This is a genomic window from Gordonia asplenii (genome assembly GCF_012933505.1).
Classification (GTDB): domain Bacteria; phylum Actinomycetota; class Actinomycetes; order Mycobacteriales; family Mycobacteriaceae; genus Gordonia; species Gordonia asplenii.
The window spans coordinates 146,614-164,232 of sequence record NZ_JABBNB010000011.1 but is presented as its reverse complement, the minus strand read 5'-3'; the positions used below and the strand labels follow the sequence as shown (position 1 = coordinate 164,232).

The window sequence follows — 17,619 nt, the reverse complement described above, 5'->3', positions numbered from 1 at the left end:
GGGATCATGGACCGCCTCGCCGTGATCTCCGCGCAATCGCAACGCCTGGCCGACGCAGTCGCCGACGTCGACCCGCAACGCCGGTGCCCCACCTGCCCCGACTGGTCGGCCGCCGACCTGCTCTGGCACATAGTTCACGTGCAACACTTCTGGGCCGAAATTCTCGCGCGAAACACCTTGAGCGACAACGACATACCCGACATCGAGGCCAGCAAGCCGCAGCGTCCGCCGACGGTCGGAGAACTGCTCGCGCTCCGTGACGCGGCGACGCGACGCCTCGTCGAACAGCTCGCCGCGCACGACGACGAGCAACCGCTGTGGTCGTGGTGGCCCGCCGAGCAGACCGTCGGTTTCACCCGGCGGATGCAGACCTACGAGGCGACCATGCACCGCATCGACGCAGAACTGACCGCGGGAATCGACGTCATGCCCATCGCCCCCGACCTCGCGACGGGAGTGATCGACCACGCCGTCGACGTGATGTGGGCATGGATGCCCGACGCCGCGGTGTACGAGGCGCGGGCCGTCGTCGAACTCCGTGCCGCCGACACCGGACAGCGATGGTTCGTCGAAGTCGGGCAGTGGCGAGCCGGCGATTCGGCGGGCGCGCGTGGCGTGCGGTCGACGGGCGCCGAGGCGACCGCGACGGTCACCGGAACCGTCGACGACCTGGCGCGCTGGGCGTGGGGTCGAGGCGGCGAGGTCAGCGTCGGCGGCGACCCCGCCGCAGTCGCCGCGATGGATGCGGTCCTGGCGGTGGGGATGTAGCAGCCCGGCTGTGAGGTCGCTGTCCATCGGCTGGAGCGGGGAGTGGGCTGCCGCACGCGTCCTACCATCGGAGGATGCGTTGGCTGCAGACCTGGTGGAACGTCGAGGTCGTCGACGGGTACAAGGGGCCGCTGCTGCTGAGCTTCGCGGCTTTCGTGATCACGTTCGGCGTCGTGCGGGTGATCACCCGGCTCATTCGGGCCGGACGCGGGCCGTTCAAGAACGTCAGCGCGGGCGGCGTCCACATGCACCATTCCACGCCCGGGCTGCTGTTGCTCATCGTCGGCGCTTTCGTCGCGCTCGGTTCGCCACCGCTCTCGGCGTGGACGTATTCGTCAGGAATCGTCGTCGGAGTCGGATCCGCGCTGGTCTTGGACGAGTTCGCGATGATCTTCCGCCTGCAGGACGTCTACTGGTCGCAGGAGGGTCAGCTGTCGGTCAACGTCGTCACGATCGCCGCGGCGTGCGTCGGGCTGGCGGCCGTCGGGGTATCGCCGGTCTACGTCGGGGGACTCGCCCAGGCTGCGGCCGTCGCGCGGTGGATCGTCCTGGTGGTGTTGATGGTGCACCTGGTGCTGGTGGCCGGGACGGCACTCAAGGGCAAGTATCCGATGGCCCTGATCGGATTCTTTCTGCCGCCGGTGGTGTGGATCGGTGCGATACGGCTGGCCCGCCCGACGTCGCCGTGGGCACGCCACCGCTACGACGACGACAAACGCGCCGCCGCGGCCCGCCGCGCCGCCAAGTTCGACCAGCGCTGGACGCCGACGCGCCGACGCTGGGACGACATGGTCGGCGGCACGCCGACCACAGACAAGCAGCAGGCCTCCTGAGGTCGCGCAGCTGAGCTGCAAAGTGCTTGGCAAGTGCTGCGCCGAGGACTAAAGTAGGTACGTACCTACCAAAGGGGGAGTGCCGTGGCGACTCTGACTTCTCGGGACTTCAACCGCGACGTGAGCGCCGCGAAGCGAGCGGCGTCCGACGGTCCGGTGGTGATCACCGATCGCGGGGAGCCGGCGTTCGTATTGCTCACGATCGATGAGTATCGCCGGTTGACCGCAGCCCGCGGCGGAATCGCCGAGCGGCTGCGTCTCGACGTGGACATCGAATTCGAACCCGGCCGGATCGGTTCTCTTCCACGAGCAGCCGAACTGTGACTTTGCTCCTCGATACGAATGTCGTCAGTGAGCTGCGCAAGCGGCCCGGAGTCATAGCTCCCGAAGTGCTTGCCTGGTCGGAGTCGCAGCTTCGCGCCGATCTCTACGTAAGCGTCATCACCGTGATGGAGATCGAGTTCGGGATCGCTCGTCTGGCACGTAGGGACTCGCGGCAGGCCGCGGTTCTGACTCGATGGCTCGAGCACGATGTCCTCGACGAATTCCGCGGACGCATCCTTCCTGTCGATGTCGCGGTGGCGCGTCGCGCGGCACGACTGCACGTTCCGGATCCTCGCCCAGAACGCGACGGCTACATCGCTGCGACCGCACGCGAGTTCGGGTTGACCGTGGTCACCCGCAACGTCGCTGATTTCGAATCACTGTCGGTGCCCGTGATCAACCCCTGGGACTTCGACTCCGGGTGATAGGTGATTCGAGATCAGGTGTGCGGCGGGTGGTGTCGCCATCTTGTGTGAATGTCGAAGGAGGCACCCGAACTCTGCTTACCATCGAAAACATGAACGCTCCCGTGTCGGTCACCGTCGAAGCCCCACTCGCCGTCGTGTTACTCGAAGAGTCGGTACGTCGAAATCCGTTGTCGTTGCGCACAATGCGGGAGACGACCAGAATTCTCCGCGAACTCCACGACGACCCGGCCGTCAAGGTAATCGTCATCGCCGCGCGCGGTCCCGCATTCTCCGCCGGCCACGACCTCGCCGAAATGGTCGATCGCACGCTCGACGACGAGCGGGAGATCTTCGAGGCGTGCACCGAACTCATGACGACGGTGCACGAGGTGCGGCAACCGGTGATCGCGCAGGTCCAGGGCACGGCGCTGGCCGCCGGATGCCAACTCGTCGCCACCTGTGATCTCGCCATCGCCGACGAATCGGCCCGCTTCAGCACGCCGGGCGTCAAGATCGGATTGTTCTGCTCGACGCCGATGGTCGCGCTGAGCCGGGCGGTCGGACGCAAACGCGCCATGCACATGTTGCTGACCGGTGACATGATCGACGCCGCCACCGCCGTCGACTGGGGATTGATCAACACCGCGGTACCGGCCGACGACCTTGAACGAACCGTCATCGATCTCGCGACTCGCATCGCGGCGTCGAGCGGCGACACTCTCGCGATCGGCAAACGTGCCTTCTACCAGCAGATCGACGCCACCGAACCCGACGCGTACACGCTGATGACGCAGACGATGGCCACCAATGCGATGACTCGCGATGCGCAAGAGGGGATGTCGGCGTTCCTGGCGAAGCGGACGCCGGTGTGGTCATCGTGATCGCTCGGTCGCCGGTGCTGAATTAGCCCCGTTCCCCGGGTGCGGCAGCGTGCGTGTGTGCCGGAGTTACTCTCCGTTCCCCGAGTGCCGAAACGTGCGTGTGTGCCGGAGTTGGTCCCCGTTCCCCGGGTGCGGAAGCGTGCGTGTGTGCCGGAGTTGGTCCCCGTTCCCCGGGTGCGGAAGCGTGCGTGTGTGCCGGAGTTACTCCCCGTTCCCCGGGTGCCGAAACGAGCTTGCGAGTTTCGGTGTAACGAGGGGTCGGTGAGCCGAAATGCCAACTGGGGGAAGCATTTCGGAAGGCACGTCGACGCGGCCCCGCGGACCCGACACCATCGCATCAACCCGAACGGAGTGTCCGTCCGGGTTGAGACATTTCGTTCGGGTTCACCCAGACACGATCCGCTCCTCACCGCCCCCGACTCGACACCTCCGATATCGCCGGACACCGGCCGACGCAAGCGACTACGCTTTTGACCATGGCCAGGTTCAGCCCCCTGCAATGGCCCGTGTTCCGTCAGGTCCGCACCGGCGACGTGTTCGGGCGCGGTCCCGCTGTGCAGTCCGCGCACACCAAAGCGTTGACGCCGCGAACGGTGACCGCCGATCGCGTGGTACAGAGCGTCTGCCCGTTCTGCGCTGTCGGATGTGGGCAGAAGGTGTACGTCAAAGACGAGCGCGTCGTGCAGATCGAGGGCGACCCGGACTCGCCGATCTCGCGCGGCCGACTCTGCCCCAAGGGGTCGTCGAGCGAGCAGCTCGTCAATAATCCGTTGCGACAGACCAAGATTCGGTACCGCGCCCCGTACGCGACCGATTGGCAGGACCTCGATCTGCATACCGCGGTCGATATGATCGCCGACCGGTTCATCGAAGCGCGCCGCAACGGCTGGCAGGATCACGACGCCGACGGTAGGCAACTGCGACGCACGCTCGGCATCGCCTCGCTCGGCGGCGCGACCCTCGACAACGAAGAGAACTACCTCATCAAGAAGCTCTTCACCGCGGCGGGCGCGATACAGATCGAGAACCAAGCCCGTATTTGACACTCCGCAACGGTTCCCAGTCTGGGAGCCTCGTATGGTCGCGGCGGCGCAACGCAATCACTGCAAGACATGGCCAACGCCGACTGCATCGTCTTGATGGGCGGCAACATGGCCGAAGCTCACCCGGTGGGCTTCCAATGGGTGGTTGAAGCACGCTCGCGCGGTGCGCGGGTCATCCACGTCGATCCGCGGTTCACCCGGACGTCGGCGAACGCCGACCGGCACATCGCGATTCGCGCCGGCTCCGACGTCGTGCTGCTCGGTGCGCTGATCAACCATGTGCTCACCGAGGACCTGTACTTCCACGACTACGTCGTCGCGTACACCAACGCGGCGTCGAAGATCAGCGCCGACTTCCGCGACACCGACGACCTCGACGGACTGTTCTCCGGTTTCGACCCGGAGTCGGGGACTTACGACCAGTCGTCGTGGCAGTACACCGGTGAACGCGACGAGACACTGACCGACGAGCACACCGTCTTCCAGATCCTCCGTCGTCACTTCGCGCGATACACCCCGGAGATGGTGCGCGACATGTGCGGTATCTCGCCGGACGAATTCGCTTATCTCGCAACGTCGATCACCGACAATTCGGGCCGCGAACGTACCACCTGCTTCGGATACGCGACGGGCTGGACCCAGCACACCCTCGGAGCGCAGTTCATCCGGTCGGCGGCGATCCTGCAGATGCTGCTGGGGAACATCGGCCGTCCCGGCAGCGGCATCATGGCGTTGCGCGGACACGCGAGCATCCAGGGGTCCACCGACATCCCCACGCTGTTCAACCTGCTGCCCGGCTACCTGCCGATGCCGTCGGTGGGCAAGCACGACACCTTCGCCGACTACATCGCCGCCGTCGGGCCCAAGGACGAGAAAGGCTACTGGGCTTATGCGGACGCCTATCTGGTCAGTCTGCTCAAGGCGTGGTTCGGCGACGCCGCCACGGCCGACAACGACTGGGCCTACGACTATCTGCCGCGGCTCGACGGACCGTTGGGTACCTACCAGACGACGGTGAAGATGCTCGACGGCGAAGTCGACGGGTACTTCATCCTCGGCCAGAATCCCGCCGTCGGTTCGGCGAACGGTCGCCAGCAGCGACTCGCGATGGCACAGCTCAAATGGCTCGTCGTGCGCGACCTCAACATGATCGAATCCGCGACCTGGTGGAAGGAGGGCCCCGAGATCACCTCCGGTGAACTACGTACCGAGGACATCGGCACCGAGGTGTTCTTCATGCCTGCTGCCACGCATGTGGAGAAGGCCGGATCGTTCACTCAGACCCAGCGGATGGTGCAGTGGCGTCACCAAGCGGTCCAACCGCCCGGGCAAGCGCAGAGCGAGTTGGATTTCTTCTACGAGCTCGGTGCCGCGATCCGGCGTAAGCTCGCCGGCTCCACCGACGAACGCGACCGCCCGCTGTTGGCGATGACCTGGGACTACCCGCTCGACGAGCACGGCGACCCCGATCCGGAAGCGGTGTTGTCGGAGATCAACGGGTCGTGGATCGACGGCCCCGACGCGGGCAAGAACCTGACGTCGTTCACGCAGATGCGTGCCGACGGTTCGACAGCGGGCGGGTGCTGGATCTACACCGGGGTGTATGCGGACGCGACCAACCACGCCGCGCGGCGCACCCCGCACGGAGGTCCGGGACTGACCCAGTCCGAGTGGGGGTGGGTGTGGCCCGCCGATCGCCGGATCCTGTACAACCGCGCGTCGGCCGACCCCGACGGCAAACCGTGGAGCGAACGCAAGAAGTACATGTGGTGGGACGCCGACGCCGGGCGATGGGCCGGCCCCGATGTACCCGACTTTCCGGTCGACCGCGCCCCGCACGCGCCCGGTGACCCCGAGCGCGGTGGTGCCGACGCACTGGCCGGCGACGACGCGTTCATCATGCAGCCCGATGGCAAGGCATGGCTGTTCGCGCCGACCGGCATGGTCGACGGCCCGCTGCCCGCGCACTACGAGCCGCAGGAATCGCCGGTCGCCAACTCGTTGTACACCCAGCAGCAGGCGCCCGCGCGAGTGATGTTCCCTCGCTCGGACAACATGGATGCACCGAGCGCGGGTACCCCCGGCTCCGACGTCTACCCGTATGTCTTCACCACCTACCGACTCACCGAACACCACACGGCCGGTGGCATGAGCCGCTGGTCGCCGTATCTCGCCGAACTGCAGCCGGAGATGTTCTGCGAGATCTCGCCGGAATTGGCCGCCGCACGCGGGCTCGAAAACGAAGGCTGGGCGACGATCATCTCGCCGCGCGCCGCCATCGAGGCGCGCGTGTTGGTGACCGACCGGGTCAAGTCGTTGCGTATCAACGGCCGCGACGTCGAGCAGGTGGGACTCCCGTATCACTGGGGTGTCGGTTCGGACGCCGTGGTCAGCGGCGACGCCGCGAACGACCTGATCGGTGTGACGCTCGACCCCAACACCCAGATACAGGAGTCCAAGGCGGGGTCGTGCGATGTGATCGCCGGACGTCGACCGACCGGTGAGGCGTTGCTCGCCCTGGTGGCCGAGTACCAGCAGCGCGCGGGCGTGACGACGGAAACCGATAATGTTCGATTGACGAAACGCACGGATTCAGATCAGGAGGATGACTGATGGGTCAGCTGTCCGGGCCGAGTGATCCAAGCGCCGACGCCGCGTGGCACGTCCATCGGGATCGCAAGGGCTTCTTCACCGACACCTCGATATGCATCGGCTGCAAGGCGTGCGAGGTCGCCTGCAAGGAGTGGAACCGCAACCCCCGCGACGGTGATCTCGAACTGACCGGCATGTCCTATGACAACACCGTCGCACTGGGCGCCAGCACCTGGCGGCATGTCGCGTTCATCGAACAGGACGCCGAACAGATTTCCTCGGCGCGGACGTCGGGCCGGGCGCTGGTCGGGCTCGGAATGCCGAGTATCGGTGCACCGCAAGAGGATTCGGTCGTCGACACTGTGTCACTGGATAACGCGCCACCGGATACCGCGCCGCCGGACACCCCGGAGTTCCGCTGGCTGATGTCCTCGGACGTGTGCAAACACTGTACGCACGCCGGCTGCCTCGACGTCTGCCCGACGGGAGCGCTGTTTCGCACCGAGTTCGGCACCGTCGTCGTGCAGGACGACGTCTGCAACGGTTGCGGAACCTGTGTCGCGGGCTGCCCGTTCGGCGTCGTCGAACGTCGGGCCGACGGCACCGCGGCACCGACGACGCGCGAGGGATATCGCAAGGGCGAACAGCCGCCGGTGCCCAAACGCGGTGTCGCACAGAAATGCACACTCTGTTACGACCGGCTGCTCGACGACGAGACCCCGGCCTGCGCCAAGACCTGCCCGACGACGTCGATCAAATTCGGCGACCACGACGACATGGTCGCCAAAGCCCACGAGCGCGTGGCAGAACTGCATGCTCGGGGCATGACCGAGGCGCGGCTCTACGGCGCCAACGAACTCGACGGCGTCGGCGGAACCGGGTCGGTGTTCCTGCTGCTCGACGAACCCGAAGTCTACGGTCTGCCGCCGGACCCCCGGGTCTGCACCGCGGATCTGCCGACGATGTATCGGCGGGCGGGCGCAGCGGCGCTGGGAATGGTTGCGGCAGTGGCGGTTTCGTTCCTGACCGGACGGAAGCGGTGACCCGGTGACACATTCCGATTACGACGCCGTGCGCCCGCCCGAGTCACCGCGTAAACGCAAGTGGCGCAAGGATCCTCCGAAGGATCGGCCGGGCCGTCGGGGCGGCGGCCGCGTCGAGATGTCGATGGTCCCCGAACCCGAGTTCGTCTCGTACTACGGACGCCCGGTGGTCAAGCCGCCACCGTGGGAATGGCCGGTGGCCGCCTACCTGTTCCTCGGCGGCATCGCCGGCGGGTCGGGTGTACTCGCCGCCGGCGCGCAATTGTCGGGGCGCCCGACGCTGCGACGCAATGCGCGGCTGGGTTCGCTGACCGCCGTGAGTCTGGGCGGCGTGGCACTGGTCATCGACCTCGGTCGGCCGGACCGGTTCTACAACATGCTGCGCACGTTCAAGGTCACCTCGCCGATGAGCGTCGGATCGTGGATCCTCTCGGCGTTCAGCGGCGGTCTCGGAGTGGCCGCGGTCGCGGAGATCGACCGCCTCACCGGCGAACGGTTGCCGTTCGGTCCGCTGCGGCCGGTGCTGCGCTTCGCCGAAGCGCCCGCCGGTCTGGCCGCGGCGGTGCTCGGTCCGCCGCTCGCGGTGTATACCGCTGTGCTGCTTGGTGATACGGCCGTGCCGACCTGGAACGCGATGCACCGCGACCTGCCATTCGTGTTCGTCAGTTCGGCCAGCCTGGCATCCGGGGGCCTGGCGATGATCACCACCCCGGTCGACGAGACCGGACCCGCCCGGACGTTGGCGGTGCTGGGGGTGGTCGGCGATCTCGCGGCAATGAAGTACATGGAGTCCCGGATGGATCCCGTTGCGGCAGAACCACTTCACCATGGACTGCCGGGTACACTGCTCCGCTGGAGCGAGCGGCTCGCGGTGGTCGGCGGCCTGGGTGCGCTGCTTGGCGGACGCAACCGGGTGGTCGCGGCGGCGTCGGGGCTGTCGTTGATGACGGCGTCCGCACTCACCCGCTTCGGCGTCTTCGAGGCCGGCCTGCATTCGGCGAAGGACCCGCGCTACACCATCGAACCGCAGAAGCGGAGACTGGCGGCGCGACGAGCGGCCGGTGTGACCGACGATTCAATAGTCACGACGGTGCAGGGGCGGCAGGCCCCGTCCACTGGTTTCAATGAGTGACCACCCGCTCCCCGAGTGCCAAAGCGAGGAACAAGCTTCGGTGTAACCACCCGCTCCCCGAGTGCCGAAGCGAGGAACGAGCTTCGGTGTAACGAGGGGTGCCGAGCTATCGCACCTCGATCCCCGACCCCTCCACCAGGTGCCCGATCACCGGATATCCCGGCACCTCGCCCGCGACCAGCAATCCCCCCGACGTCTGTGCGTCGGCCAACAGCAGTAAGTCGTCCTCCGACACATCCGACGCCGAATCGATATGTGGTGCAACCCAATCCAGGTTCCGCCGGGTCCCGCCGGATACATACCCGGCACGCAACGCGTCCAGCGCACCGTCGATGAGGGGCACCGAGGCACGATCGATCACCGCCCGCACCCCCGACGCCCGGCACAACTTGTAGAGGTGGCCGAGCAGCCCGAACCCGGTCACGTCGGTCGCCGCCCGCGCGCCCGCGTCGAGCGCCGCCTGCGCGGCGTCCCGATTGAGCGACGTCATCGACGCGATCGCCGCCTCGAACACCTCACCGGTCCGCTTGTGCCGGTTGTTGAGCAGCCCGACACCGATCGGCTTGGTCAGTGTCAACGGCAGGCCCGCCTGTGCGGAGTCGTTGCGTAACAATCGATCCGCGGATGCGACTCCGGTCACTGCCATTCCGTATTTGGGTTCGGGATCGTCGATGGTGTGCCCGCCGATCACCGGGCACTGCGCCTGCGCCCCGACGTCGAGTCCGCCGCGCAGCACCTCGGTCAGCAGTTCCATCGGGAGCACGTCGCGCGGCCAGCCGACGAGGTTGATCGCGACAACCGGTCGACCGCCCATCGCATAGATGTCCGACAGCGCGTTCGCCGCGGCGATGCGGCCCCAGTCATACGCGTCGTCGACGACCGGTGTGAAGAAGTCCGCGGTCGACAACACCGCAAGGCCCGTCCCGCCGACGTCGACGCGTACCGCGGCGGCGTCGTCGCCGTCGTCGAGCCCGACGATCACGTTCGCGTCGACCTGCCCGGTCAATCCGGCGACGGCTCGCTCGAGTTCGCCCGGCGGAATCTTGCAGGCGCATCCGCCGCCGTGAGCGTATCCGGTCAAGCGCAGGGGCGTGGCGGCGTCGTCGAGTGTGTTGGAGGTCACCTGGTCGAGAGTAGTGCGCCGACCCTGGAGTACGTTGAAGCGGCTGGAGGCGTTTGGGTTCCTGGTGGGCCCCCCGGTCTTCAAAACCGGTGAGACCGAGCATCTCGGCCTGGCGGGTTCGATTCCCGTCCGCCTCCGCCATACCCGACGTCGGCGAGGAGCGTACATGGGCAGCGGCGATCCGCGGCGCAACATACCGAGGACCGATACGCTGCTGTCGCTGCCCGCGGTCAACGAGGCTCGAAATCGGTTGAGCGAACATGTGATTCGCCATCAGCTCGACGCCGTGCTGCACTCGGCCCGACGCGGCGACCTCGCGCCGGAAGCGATCGAAGCGGCCTTCACCGAGGCCTTGCGGACCCGCCGGCCACATTCGATGACCCCGGTGTTCAACGCGACTGGCGTCGTCGTCCACACCAACCTGGGCCGCGCGCCGCTGTCGGCGGCGGCCAAAGCGGCGGTCGCCGACGCCGCCGACTACGTCGACGTGGAGTTGGACCTCACCTCCGGAACCCGTTCCAAACGTGGCGTCACGACCCGGCGGGCGCTGCTCGCCGCGTGTCCGGCCGCCGAGGATGCGCTGGTCGTCAACAATGGGGCCGCGGCGCTGGTGCTCGCGACGACGGCATTCGCCGCGGGCCGGGAAGTGATCATCAGCCGCGGCGAGATGATCGAGATCGGCGCGGGGTTCCGCCTGACCGACTTGATCGCATCCACGGGTGCCGTGCTGCGCGAGGTCGGCACCACCAACCGCACCCACCTGCACGACTACGCCGACGCACTCGGCGACCGCACCGGCTGCATCCTCAAGGTTCACCCGAGCAACTACCGCGTCGAGGGCTTCACCGCCGGCGTCGACGTCGCGCAGCTCGCCCCGCTCGCCGCGGAACGCGGAGTACCCCTCATCGTCGACCTCGGCAGTGGTCTGCTCGCCCCCGATTCGGCGCTGCCCGACGAACCCGACGCCACGACTGCGCTGAGCGCGGGCGCCGACCTCACCACGGCCAGCGGTGACAAACTCCTCGGTGGCCCTCAGGCGGGAATCATGTTGGGCCGCAAGCAGATCATCGAGAAGCTTGCGAAACATCCACTGGCGCGGGCGGTTCGCGTCGACAAGCTCACGCTCGCGGCGCTCGAAGCCACGGTCACCGCGGGGCAGGTACCCGTCGTCGACGCGTTGCACGCCGACCCGGCGCATCTGCGCGAACGCACCGAGCGCCTGGCGGAGAGCGTGGGCGGCGACGTCGTCGAGCACGACGGTCGCGTCGGTGGGGGAGGAGCGCCCGGAGTTCCGTTGCAGGGCTGGGCTCTTCGTCTGCCCGAGGCGGTCGCGTCGACGCTGCGTCTCGGTACGCCCGCCATCCTGCCGCGCGTCCACGACGCGGCGTGCCTCATCGACCTGCGGTGCATTCCGGAGTCCGCCGACGCCGACGTCGCCGCCGCGGTGTCCCGCGCCGTCGCCGCGCATCGATGAGCGGACCGCAGGCCCGATTCGTCGTCGCCACCGCAGGACACGTCGACCACGGGAAGAGCACCCTGGTCCGTGCCCTGACCGGAATCGAACCCGACCGCTGGGCCGAGGAACGTCGGCGCGGACTCACCATCGACCTGGGATTCGCCTGGACCACAATGCCTTCCGGCGCCGACGTCGCGTTCGTCGACGTTCCCGGCCACGAACGATTCCTCGGCAACATGCTCGCCGGGCTCGGACCGGCACCCGTCGTCTGTTTCATCGTCGCCGCGGACGAGGGATGGTCGGCGCAGTCGAGCGATCATCGAGACGCACTGGCGGCGTTGGGAATCGACCACGGGCTCATCGTCGTGACCAAGATCGACCGCGTCGACGACGGGGGTGCGGCCACCATGGTCGCGGCGCGAAACGAGTTGCGGCACACCGGGTTGGCCGAAGCGCCCGCGGTCGCCGTCTCCGCGCGCACCGGCGAGGGACTCGACGCACTCACCGTAGCCCTCGATCGAGTTCTCGCGACGGTTCCCGCGCCGGACACGACGGGTCGCGTCCGGCTGTGGGTCGATCGCTCCTTCACCATCGGCGGTGCGGGCACCATCGTCACCGGGACGCTGACCGAGGGAACTCTCGCAGTCGGCGACACCGTCGAGCTCTTCCACGCGAATACGCTGCGTACCTTGATGATTCGTGGCCTGCAGACCGAAGGTGCCGACCGCGATACCGTCGGCCCGACGTCGCGCGTCGCGGTCAACCTGCGTGGCATCGCGGCAACCGGCGTCGAGCGCGGCGATGTGCTGCTGACGCCGCGTGCGTGGCGCCCGACGTCGAACGTCGACGTCGGGCGAGTGTCCGGCGACTTCGCGGACATGCCGCACCATCTCACCGCTCACATCGGCAGCGCGTCGATACCCGTGCGGGTACGTCCCCTCGACGACGAGCGCCTCAGGCTGGCACTCGCCGCGCCGGCGATGCTCATCCGCGGCGACCGGATCGTGTTGCGCGACCCCGGAACTCGCCGAATCATCGGTGGCGTGCGTGTCCTCGACGCCGATCCGCCGCCACTGCGCAGGCGCGGCGACGCGAAGCGGCGAGCCGCGGAACTCGGTGAGCAGTCCGGCGCGCCGGACCTGGTGCGCGAGGTCGAGCGGCGCGGCTATGTCGCGGCGGACCGGTTGCGAGAACTCGGCTTGATCGGCACCGGCGAACAGCCGCCCAGCGGCATCCGCGCGGTCGACGGTTGGTGGATCGCGCAGAGCACGTTCGACGCCTGGGCCGCCACACTCGCCGACGCCGTCGACGACATCCACCGACGTGACCCGCTCGCCGCAGGCATGTCCCGCGGTGCCGCCCGCGACCGTCTCGGCCTGCCCGACGCGGCCGTGCTCGACGTCCTCGCCCGACACGTCGGGCTGGAAACGACCGACGGTCAGCTCGCCCGCCCCGGCCACCGGACCGACGTGACGCCGATCGAGGCATCGCTGACCGAACTCGAAACACGCTGGCGTGCTGAGCCTTTCGCGGCCCCGGAGGCAGCCGACCTCGCCGCGCTGCGACTCGGCGACCGCGAACTCGCCGCCGCGGCACGCGCGGGCCGCGTCATCAGGCTGCGCGACGGAATCGTTCTGGCGCCGACAGCCCCGGCTCTCGCGATGCGTACACTCGCGACTCTCGATCAGCCATTCACCACCAGCGCGGCCCGCCAGGCCCTGGGCATCACCCGACGAACCGCGATTCCCCTGCTCGAACACCTCGATGCGCGCGGCTGGACGAAACGACTCGACGCCGGCCATCGCGAAATCCGACGGTGATCGGCGTATCCCCACCGCCGGTTGAGTAGCCTCGACGAGCGCAGCGAGACGCGGCGTATCGAAACCCCGCGAGCCGAGCGATCACCTTGACCCGTGCACTAGCGTCGAGGACGCAAGGTGACGCGCCGCATCGAAGGGATCCTGGCATGGCAACAGATTTCGACGTCATCGTGATCGGTGGTGGGGCGCCCGGCGAACACTGCGTCGGTGACCTCGTCGGCCACGGCCTGCGGATCGCCGTCGTCGAGCAACGGCTCGTCGGCGGCGAATGCTCGTACTACGCGTGCATCCCGTCGAAGACGCTGCTACGCCCCGGTGAGGCGGTCCACGGGGCGCGGGCGGCGCTGGCGACCGCCGAGGTCGACGTCGCCGCCGCGCTCGCCTGGCGTGACTACATGGTCTCCGACCACGACGACACCTCGGCCGCGCAGTGGCTCACCGATCAGGGCGTGTCGCTGCTGCGTGGACATGGCCGGCTCGACGGTCCGGGTGCGGTCGTCGTGGGCGAAAGGCGCTATACCGCAACAGATATCGTCATCGCCACCGGCTCCGACCCGCTGCTGCCGCCGATCGCGGGACTGGCCGGACTCGACGGTGTCTGGACCAATCGCGAGGCGACGTCGATGACGACGGTGCCGCGGCACCTCCTGATCCTGGGCGGCGGCGCTGTGGGCGTCGAGATGGCGCAGGCGGTACGACGCCTCGGCGGCGCCGTCACCCTTGTCGGCTCCGGTGATCACCTGTTGCCGAAGGAACCGGCAGCCGTCGGGCAGGCGCTCGGCGAAGCATTGGCGCGCGACGGCGTAGAACTCGTGTTCGGTTCGCGCGCAACCGAAGTCGCCCGCGACGAGAATGACTACGTCCTCACCCTGGCCGACGGCAGACAGTTCCGTGGCGACAGACTCCTCATCGCGGCCGGCCGCAGACTGCGCGTCGACGACATCGGGCTCGACACGGTGGGCGTCGACGCCGATCGCCGCGGAATCCCGACCGACGCGCGCGGCAATGTCGGGCCGGGACTGTGGGCCGTCGGGGACGTGACAGGCCAGTGGCTGTTGACCCACGTCGGCAAATACCAAGGCGAGGTGGTGGCGTCGAATATCCTCGGGCGCCACCGCGAAGCGGACTACTCGGCGGTGCCGCGGGTTGTCTACACCGACCCGCAGGCCGCCTCCGTCGGCGCGATCGAGGCGCCGTTCTCGGCGTCGGTGCCGATCACCGGGATCGCCAAGATGGCCACCTACTCCCGCAACTACGCCGACGCCGTCGGGTTTCTGACCCTGCTGTCCGACGGCGAGCGGCTGGTGGGGGCATATGCGGTCGGCCCCGAAGCGGGGGAGTGGCTCCAGCAAGCCACCGTGGCGATTCGCGCGCGCGTCCCGCTGGAGGTGCTCGTCGACACCATCCAGCCGTTCCCGACCTTTGCGGAACTGTTCGTCGGCGCGTTGAAGGAGCTGCGGGCGGCCATCGGCTGAGCCACGCCTCGGTGGCCAACGTGTCCGATTACGTGGACACTGGTCACCAGTGCCGCATATCGCTGCAAAGGAGCAGGTCATGGCAGACAACGACAAATTCGGGTTCGGGCCCGGCGAATTCGACGACTTCGCGCGGGAGGCGACTGAGAGCCTGCGCGCGATGCTGGGCAAGTTCGTCGCCGGCCAGGGCGGCCGCGAGGCCTGGATGTCGATGTTCGACGACTCCGCACGTCGCCCGCGTCCCGCACCGCAACCCGAAACCACTGGCTCCGCGGGCAGCGGCGTGTGGGCGGTGTTCGTACTCGACGACGACGGCGGCGCGCGCGTCGAGCAGGTCTTCGCCTCCGAACTCGACGCGCTGCGCGCCAACCAGCACAACATCGATTCCGGTCGCAAGGTCCGGTTCCTCCCGTACGGCATCGCGGTGAGCGCACTCGACGACTGAGCCAATTCGACATTGAGCGCACCTGACGATTGAGGCGCGCCGACCGGCGCCTACTCTCTCGGCACCCGCACAGCAAGCTCCCAGACTCGTGGGACCGGGCGGCCAGACAGCGCTGTCAGTGTGTTCACCATGACCACATTGATGACGCGATCTCAGCCCGCAGGTGGCGGGCGACACGCACTCGACGACTCCGCGGAGCCGACGTCCGTCGCCCGACGCCGGCGCCCCGAACCCCGACACTGGGCTCTCGCCTCGCTGCTGATTCTGACCGCGGTGCTTTACCTCTGGAATCTGTCCCGCAACGGCTGGGGCAATGACTTCTACGCCGCGGCATCGCAGTCGGGCGGAATGAGTTGGAAAGCGCTGCTCTTCGGCTCGCTCGACCCGGCCAACTCGATCACCGTGGACAAGCCGCCGGCCGCGACCTGGGTTTCCGGTCTGTCGGTCCGCATCTTCGGGCTGTCGTCGTGGTCGATCCTGGTGCCTCAGGCTCTGATGGGTATCGGAGCGGTCGCACTCGTCTACGCGACGGTCCGTCGAATCCTGCTGAAAGCGGGCACCGAGCAGACCGCGACCGCGGGCGCTCTGATCGCGGGTGGCGTCCTGGCGCTCACCCCGGCCGCCGTACTGATCTTCCGGTTCAACAACCCCGACGCCCTGCTGGTCCTGCTGATGACCGCAGCCGCATACTTCACGGTTCGTGCGTGCCAGGCGGCGTCGTGGAAGTGGCTGGCGTTGTGCGGTGTCGCATTGGGGTTCGCCTTCCTCACCAAGATGCTGCAGGGACTGCTGGTACTGCCCGGATTCGGTCTCGCCTACCTGCTGTTCGCCCGGGCGTCGTGGCTCACGCGGGCTCGTGATCTCGCCATAGCTACTGTCTCCCTTGTAGTTTCGGCGGGATGGTATGTCCTGCTGGTGGAACTGTGGCCGGCCGGCTCGCGCCCGTACATCGGCGGTTCGACCAATAACTCGTTCCTCGACCTGGTCTTCGGCTACAACGGCGTGGCCCGCATTCTCGGCAACTCCGGTTCCGGCGGTGGCGGCGGTCATGGCGGTCCGGGTGGCAACGGGGCGTCGGGAACGTCATTCGGTGGCTCGACCGGTCTGAATCGGTTGTTCAGCAACGAATTCGGCAATGAGATCTCCTGGCTGCTGCCGGCCGCGCTACTGGTGCTGGTCGCCGGAATCGCGCTCGCCATTCGACGCCGCCTCGACCGCGACATCGCGATTGGCCTGACCGTCTTCGGCACCTGGCTGGTCATCACCGGCGTCGTGTTCTCCTACATGAGCGGCACCGTCCATCCCTACTACACCGTCGCACTCGCTCCGGCCATCGCCGCGCTCGTCGGCATCGGGGCCGTCATCGGCTGGCGCAACCGTGAATCCTGGTACGGCACAGCGTTTCTCGGGGCACTGGTAGTCGCGGCCACCGGGTGGGGTGCGATCCGTGCCTACCAGGCGGGCTTCGGGTGGCCCGTACTCGGCTGGGTTCTGGGTGCGCTCGCCGTGATCGCCGTCGCCGGACTGGTGGTCGGGCGCGGGTGGACCGGCAAGCAGGCGGCAGGCCTTGCGGCGGCTCTGCTCATCGCAGGCGGCACCGCCACAGCAACGTTCGGCGTCGCCACCGCGAACACCACGCACACCGGCTCCATCCCGACCGCGGTCGTGACTTCCAAGGGGTCGTCGGGCTTCGGTGGCATGGGCGGCATGGGACAGGGCGGCGGTCCCGGCGCGGGCGGCCAGGGCACTCCCGGTACCGGCGGCCAGGGCACTCCCGGCGCGGGCGGCCAGGGCACTCCCGGTGGGCAGAACGGGGCGCCGACCGGCTTCACCGGTCGAACCTCGACTGCCGATGGCCAGCGAAACCACGTCCGCGGTCAAGGCGGCCCCGGTGGCGGATCGGCCAACACCCAGGTGGTGTCGTTGCTGAAGTCGACCAGCACCACGTGGGCGGCGGCAACCGAAGGTGCGCAGTCGGCGGCTCCGCTACAGCTGAACTCGGGCAAGGCGGTGATGGCCATCGGCGGCTTCACCGGTGACCCGTCGCCAACGCTCACCCAGTTCAAAAAGCTTGTCGCAGAAGGAAAGATCACCTACTACATCGCCGGAGGCGGCGGCGGACCGCAACGGTCGAGCGACATCTCCAGCTGGGTCCAGGAGCACTTCACCGCAACCACCGTCGGTGGCACCACGGTGTACAAGCTGACAACCTAGTCGGCAAGGTGCGCGGCAGCCCCACCCTCGGCTCATCGAGAGCCGAGGGTGGGCTGCTTAGCG

General features: G+C 67.9%; 14 protein-coding genes and 1 tRNA gene. 14 read left to right on the top strand and 1 reads right to left on the bottom strand.

Annotated features, from left to right (window positions below; translation table 11 throughout):
• The first annotated feature begins 6 nt into the window (after nt 1-6).
• The 8 genes from HH308_RS12870 (at nt 7) to nrfD (ending at nt 9,023) form a co-directional block, all read left to right on the top strand.
• Nucleotides 7-768, top strand: coding sequence for a maleylpyruvate isomerase family mycothiol-dependent enzyme (locus HH308_RS12870; protein ID WP_170194600.1), 762 nt, complete (start codon nt 7-9; stop codon nt 766-768).
• 74 nt (nt 769-842) lie between these two features.
• Nucleotides 843-1,601: a hypothetical protein gene (locus HH308_RS12865; protein WP_170194599.1), complete on the top strand. Its 759-nt coding sequence runs from the start codon at nt 843-845 to the stop codon at nt 1,599-1,601.
• 84 nt (nt 1,602-1,685) lie between these two features.
• Nucleotides 1,686-1,925, top strand: a complete 240-nt coding sequence (locus HH308_RS12860) for a type II toxin-antitoxin system Phd/YefM family antitoxin (protein WP_170194598.1) — start codon at nt 1,686-1,688, stop codon at nt 1,923-1,925.
• Nucleotides 1,922-2,350: a type II toxin-antitoxin system VapC family toxin gene (locus HH308_RS12855; protein ID WP_170194597.1), complete on the top strand. Its 429-nt coding sequence runs from the start codon at nt 1,922-1,924 to the stop codon at nt 2,348-2,350. The genes HH308_RS12860 and HH308_RS12855 overlap by 4 nt, the downstream gene beginning before the upstream one ends.
• Nucleotides 2,351-2,442: 92 nt before the next feature.
• Complete coding sequence (locus tag HH308_RS12850) at nt 2,443-3,213, top strand: enoyl-CoA hydratase (RefSeq protein ID WP_170194596.1); 771 nt, start codon at nt 2,443-2,445, stop codon at nt 3,211-3,213.
• A gap of 476 nt (nt 3,214-3,689) precedes the next feature.
• A complete protein-coding gene (gene fdnG / locus HH308_RS12840) occupies nt 3,690-6,869 on the top strand; it encodes a formate dehydrogenase-N subunit alpha (protein WP_211188442.1) in 3,180 nt (1,059 codons plus the stop codon).
• Nucleotides 6,869-7,891, top strand: coding sequence for a 4Fe-4S dicluster domain-containing protein (locus HH308_RS12835; protein ID WP_170194593.1), 1,023 nt, complete (start codon nt 6,869-6,871; stop codon nt 7,889-7,891). The genes fdnG and HH308_RS12835 overlap by 1 nt, the downstream gene beginning before the upstream one ends.
• Nucleotides 7,892-7,895: 4 nt before the next feature.
• On the top strand, nt 7,896-9,023 hold the full coding sequence (gene nrfD, locus HH308_RS12830; protein WP_170194592.1) for an NrfD/PsrC family molybdoenzyme membrane anchor subunit: 1,128 nt from the start codon (nt 7,896-7,898) through the stop codon (nt 9,021-9,023).
• 106 nt (nt 9,024-9,129) lie between these two features.
• Here the strand turns inward: nrfD and selD are convergent, their stop codons facing one another.
• Nucleotides 9,130-10,146, bottom strand: a complete 1,017-nt coding sequence (gene selD, locus HH308_RS12825; RefSeq protein WP_170194591.1) for a selenide, water dikinase SelD — start codon at nt 10,144-10,146, stop codon at nt 9,130-9,132.
• Between the two features lie 45 nt (nt 10,147-10,191).
• Between selD and HH308_RS12820 the strand changes: the two genes are divergently transcribed.
• From HH308_RS12820 to HH308_RS12795, 6 genes are all read left to right on the top strand, one after another.
• A tRNA-Sec gene (locus HH308_RS12820) sits at nt 10,192-10,287 on the top strand.
• A 25-nt stretch (nt 10,288-10,312) separates the two neighbouring features.
• Nucleotides 10,313-11,620: an L-seryl-tRNA(Sec) selenium transferase gene (gene selA, locus HH308_RS12815; protein WP_170194590.1), complete on the top strand. Its 1,308-nt coding sequence runs from the start codon at nt 10,313-10,315 to the stop codon at nt 11,618-11,620.
• A complete protein-coding gene (gene selB / locus HH308_RS12810) occupies nt 11,617-13,422 on the top strand; it encodes a selenocysteine-specific translation elongation factor (protein ID WP_170194589.1) in 1,806 nt (601 codons plus the stop codon). The genes selA and selB overlap by 4 nt, the downstream gene beginning before the upstream one ends.
• Before the next feature lie 146 nt (nt 13,423-13,568).
• Entirely contained in the window at nt 13,569-14,897 is a 1,329-nt protein-coding gene (locus tag HH308_RS12805; protein WP_170194588.1) for a dihydrolipoyl dehydrogenase family protein, read from the top strand.
• Nucleotides 14,898-14,976: 79 nt separating this feature from the next.
• Nucleotides 14,977-15,342: an Rv0313 family protein gene (locus tag HH308_RS12800; protein ID WP_170194587.1), complete on the top strand. Its 366-nt coding sequence runs from the start codon at nt 14,977-14,979 to the stop codon at nt 15,340-15,342.
• 129 nt (nt 15,343-15,471) lie between these two features.
• Nucleotides 15,472-17,556: an ArnT family glycosyltransferase gene (locus tag HH308_RS12795; protein WP_170194586.1), complete on the top strand. Its 2,085-nt coding sequence runs from the start codon at nt 15,472-15,474 to the stop codon at nt 17,554-17,556.
• The last annotated feature ends 63 nt before the right edge of the window (nt 17,557-17,619 follow it).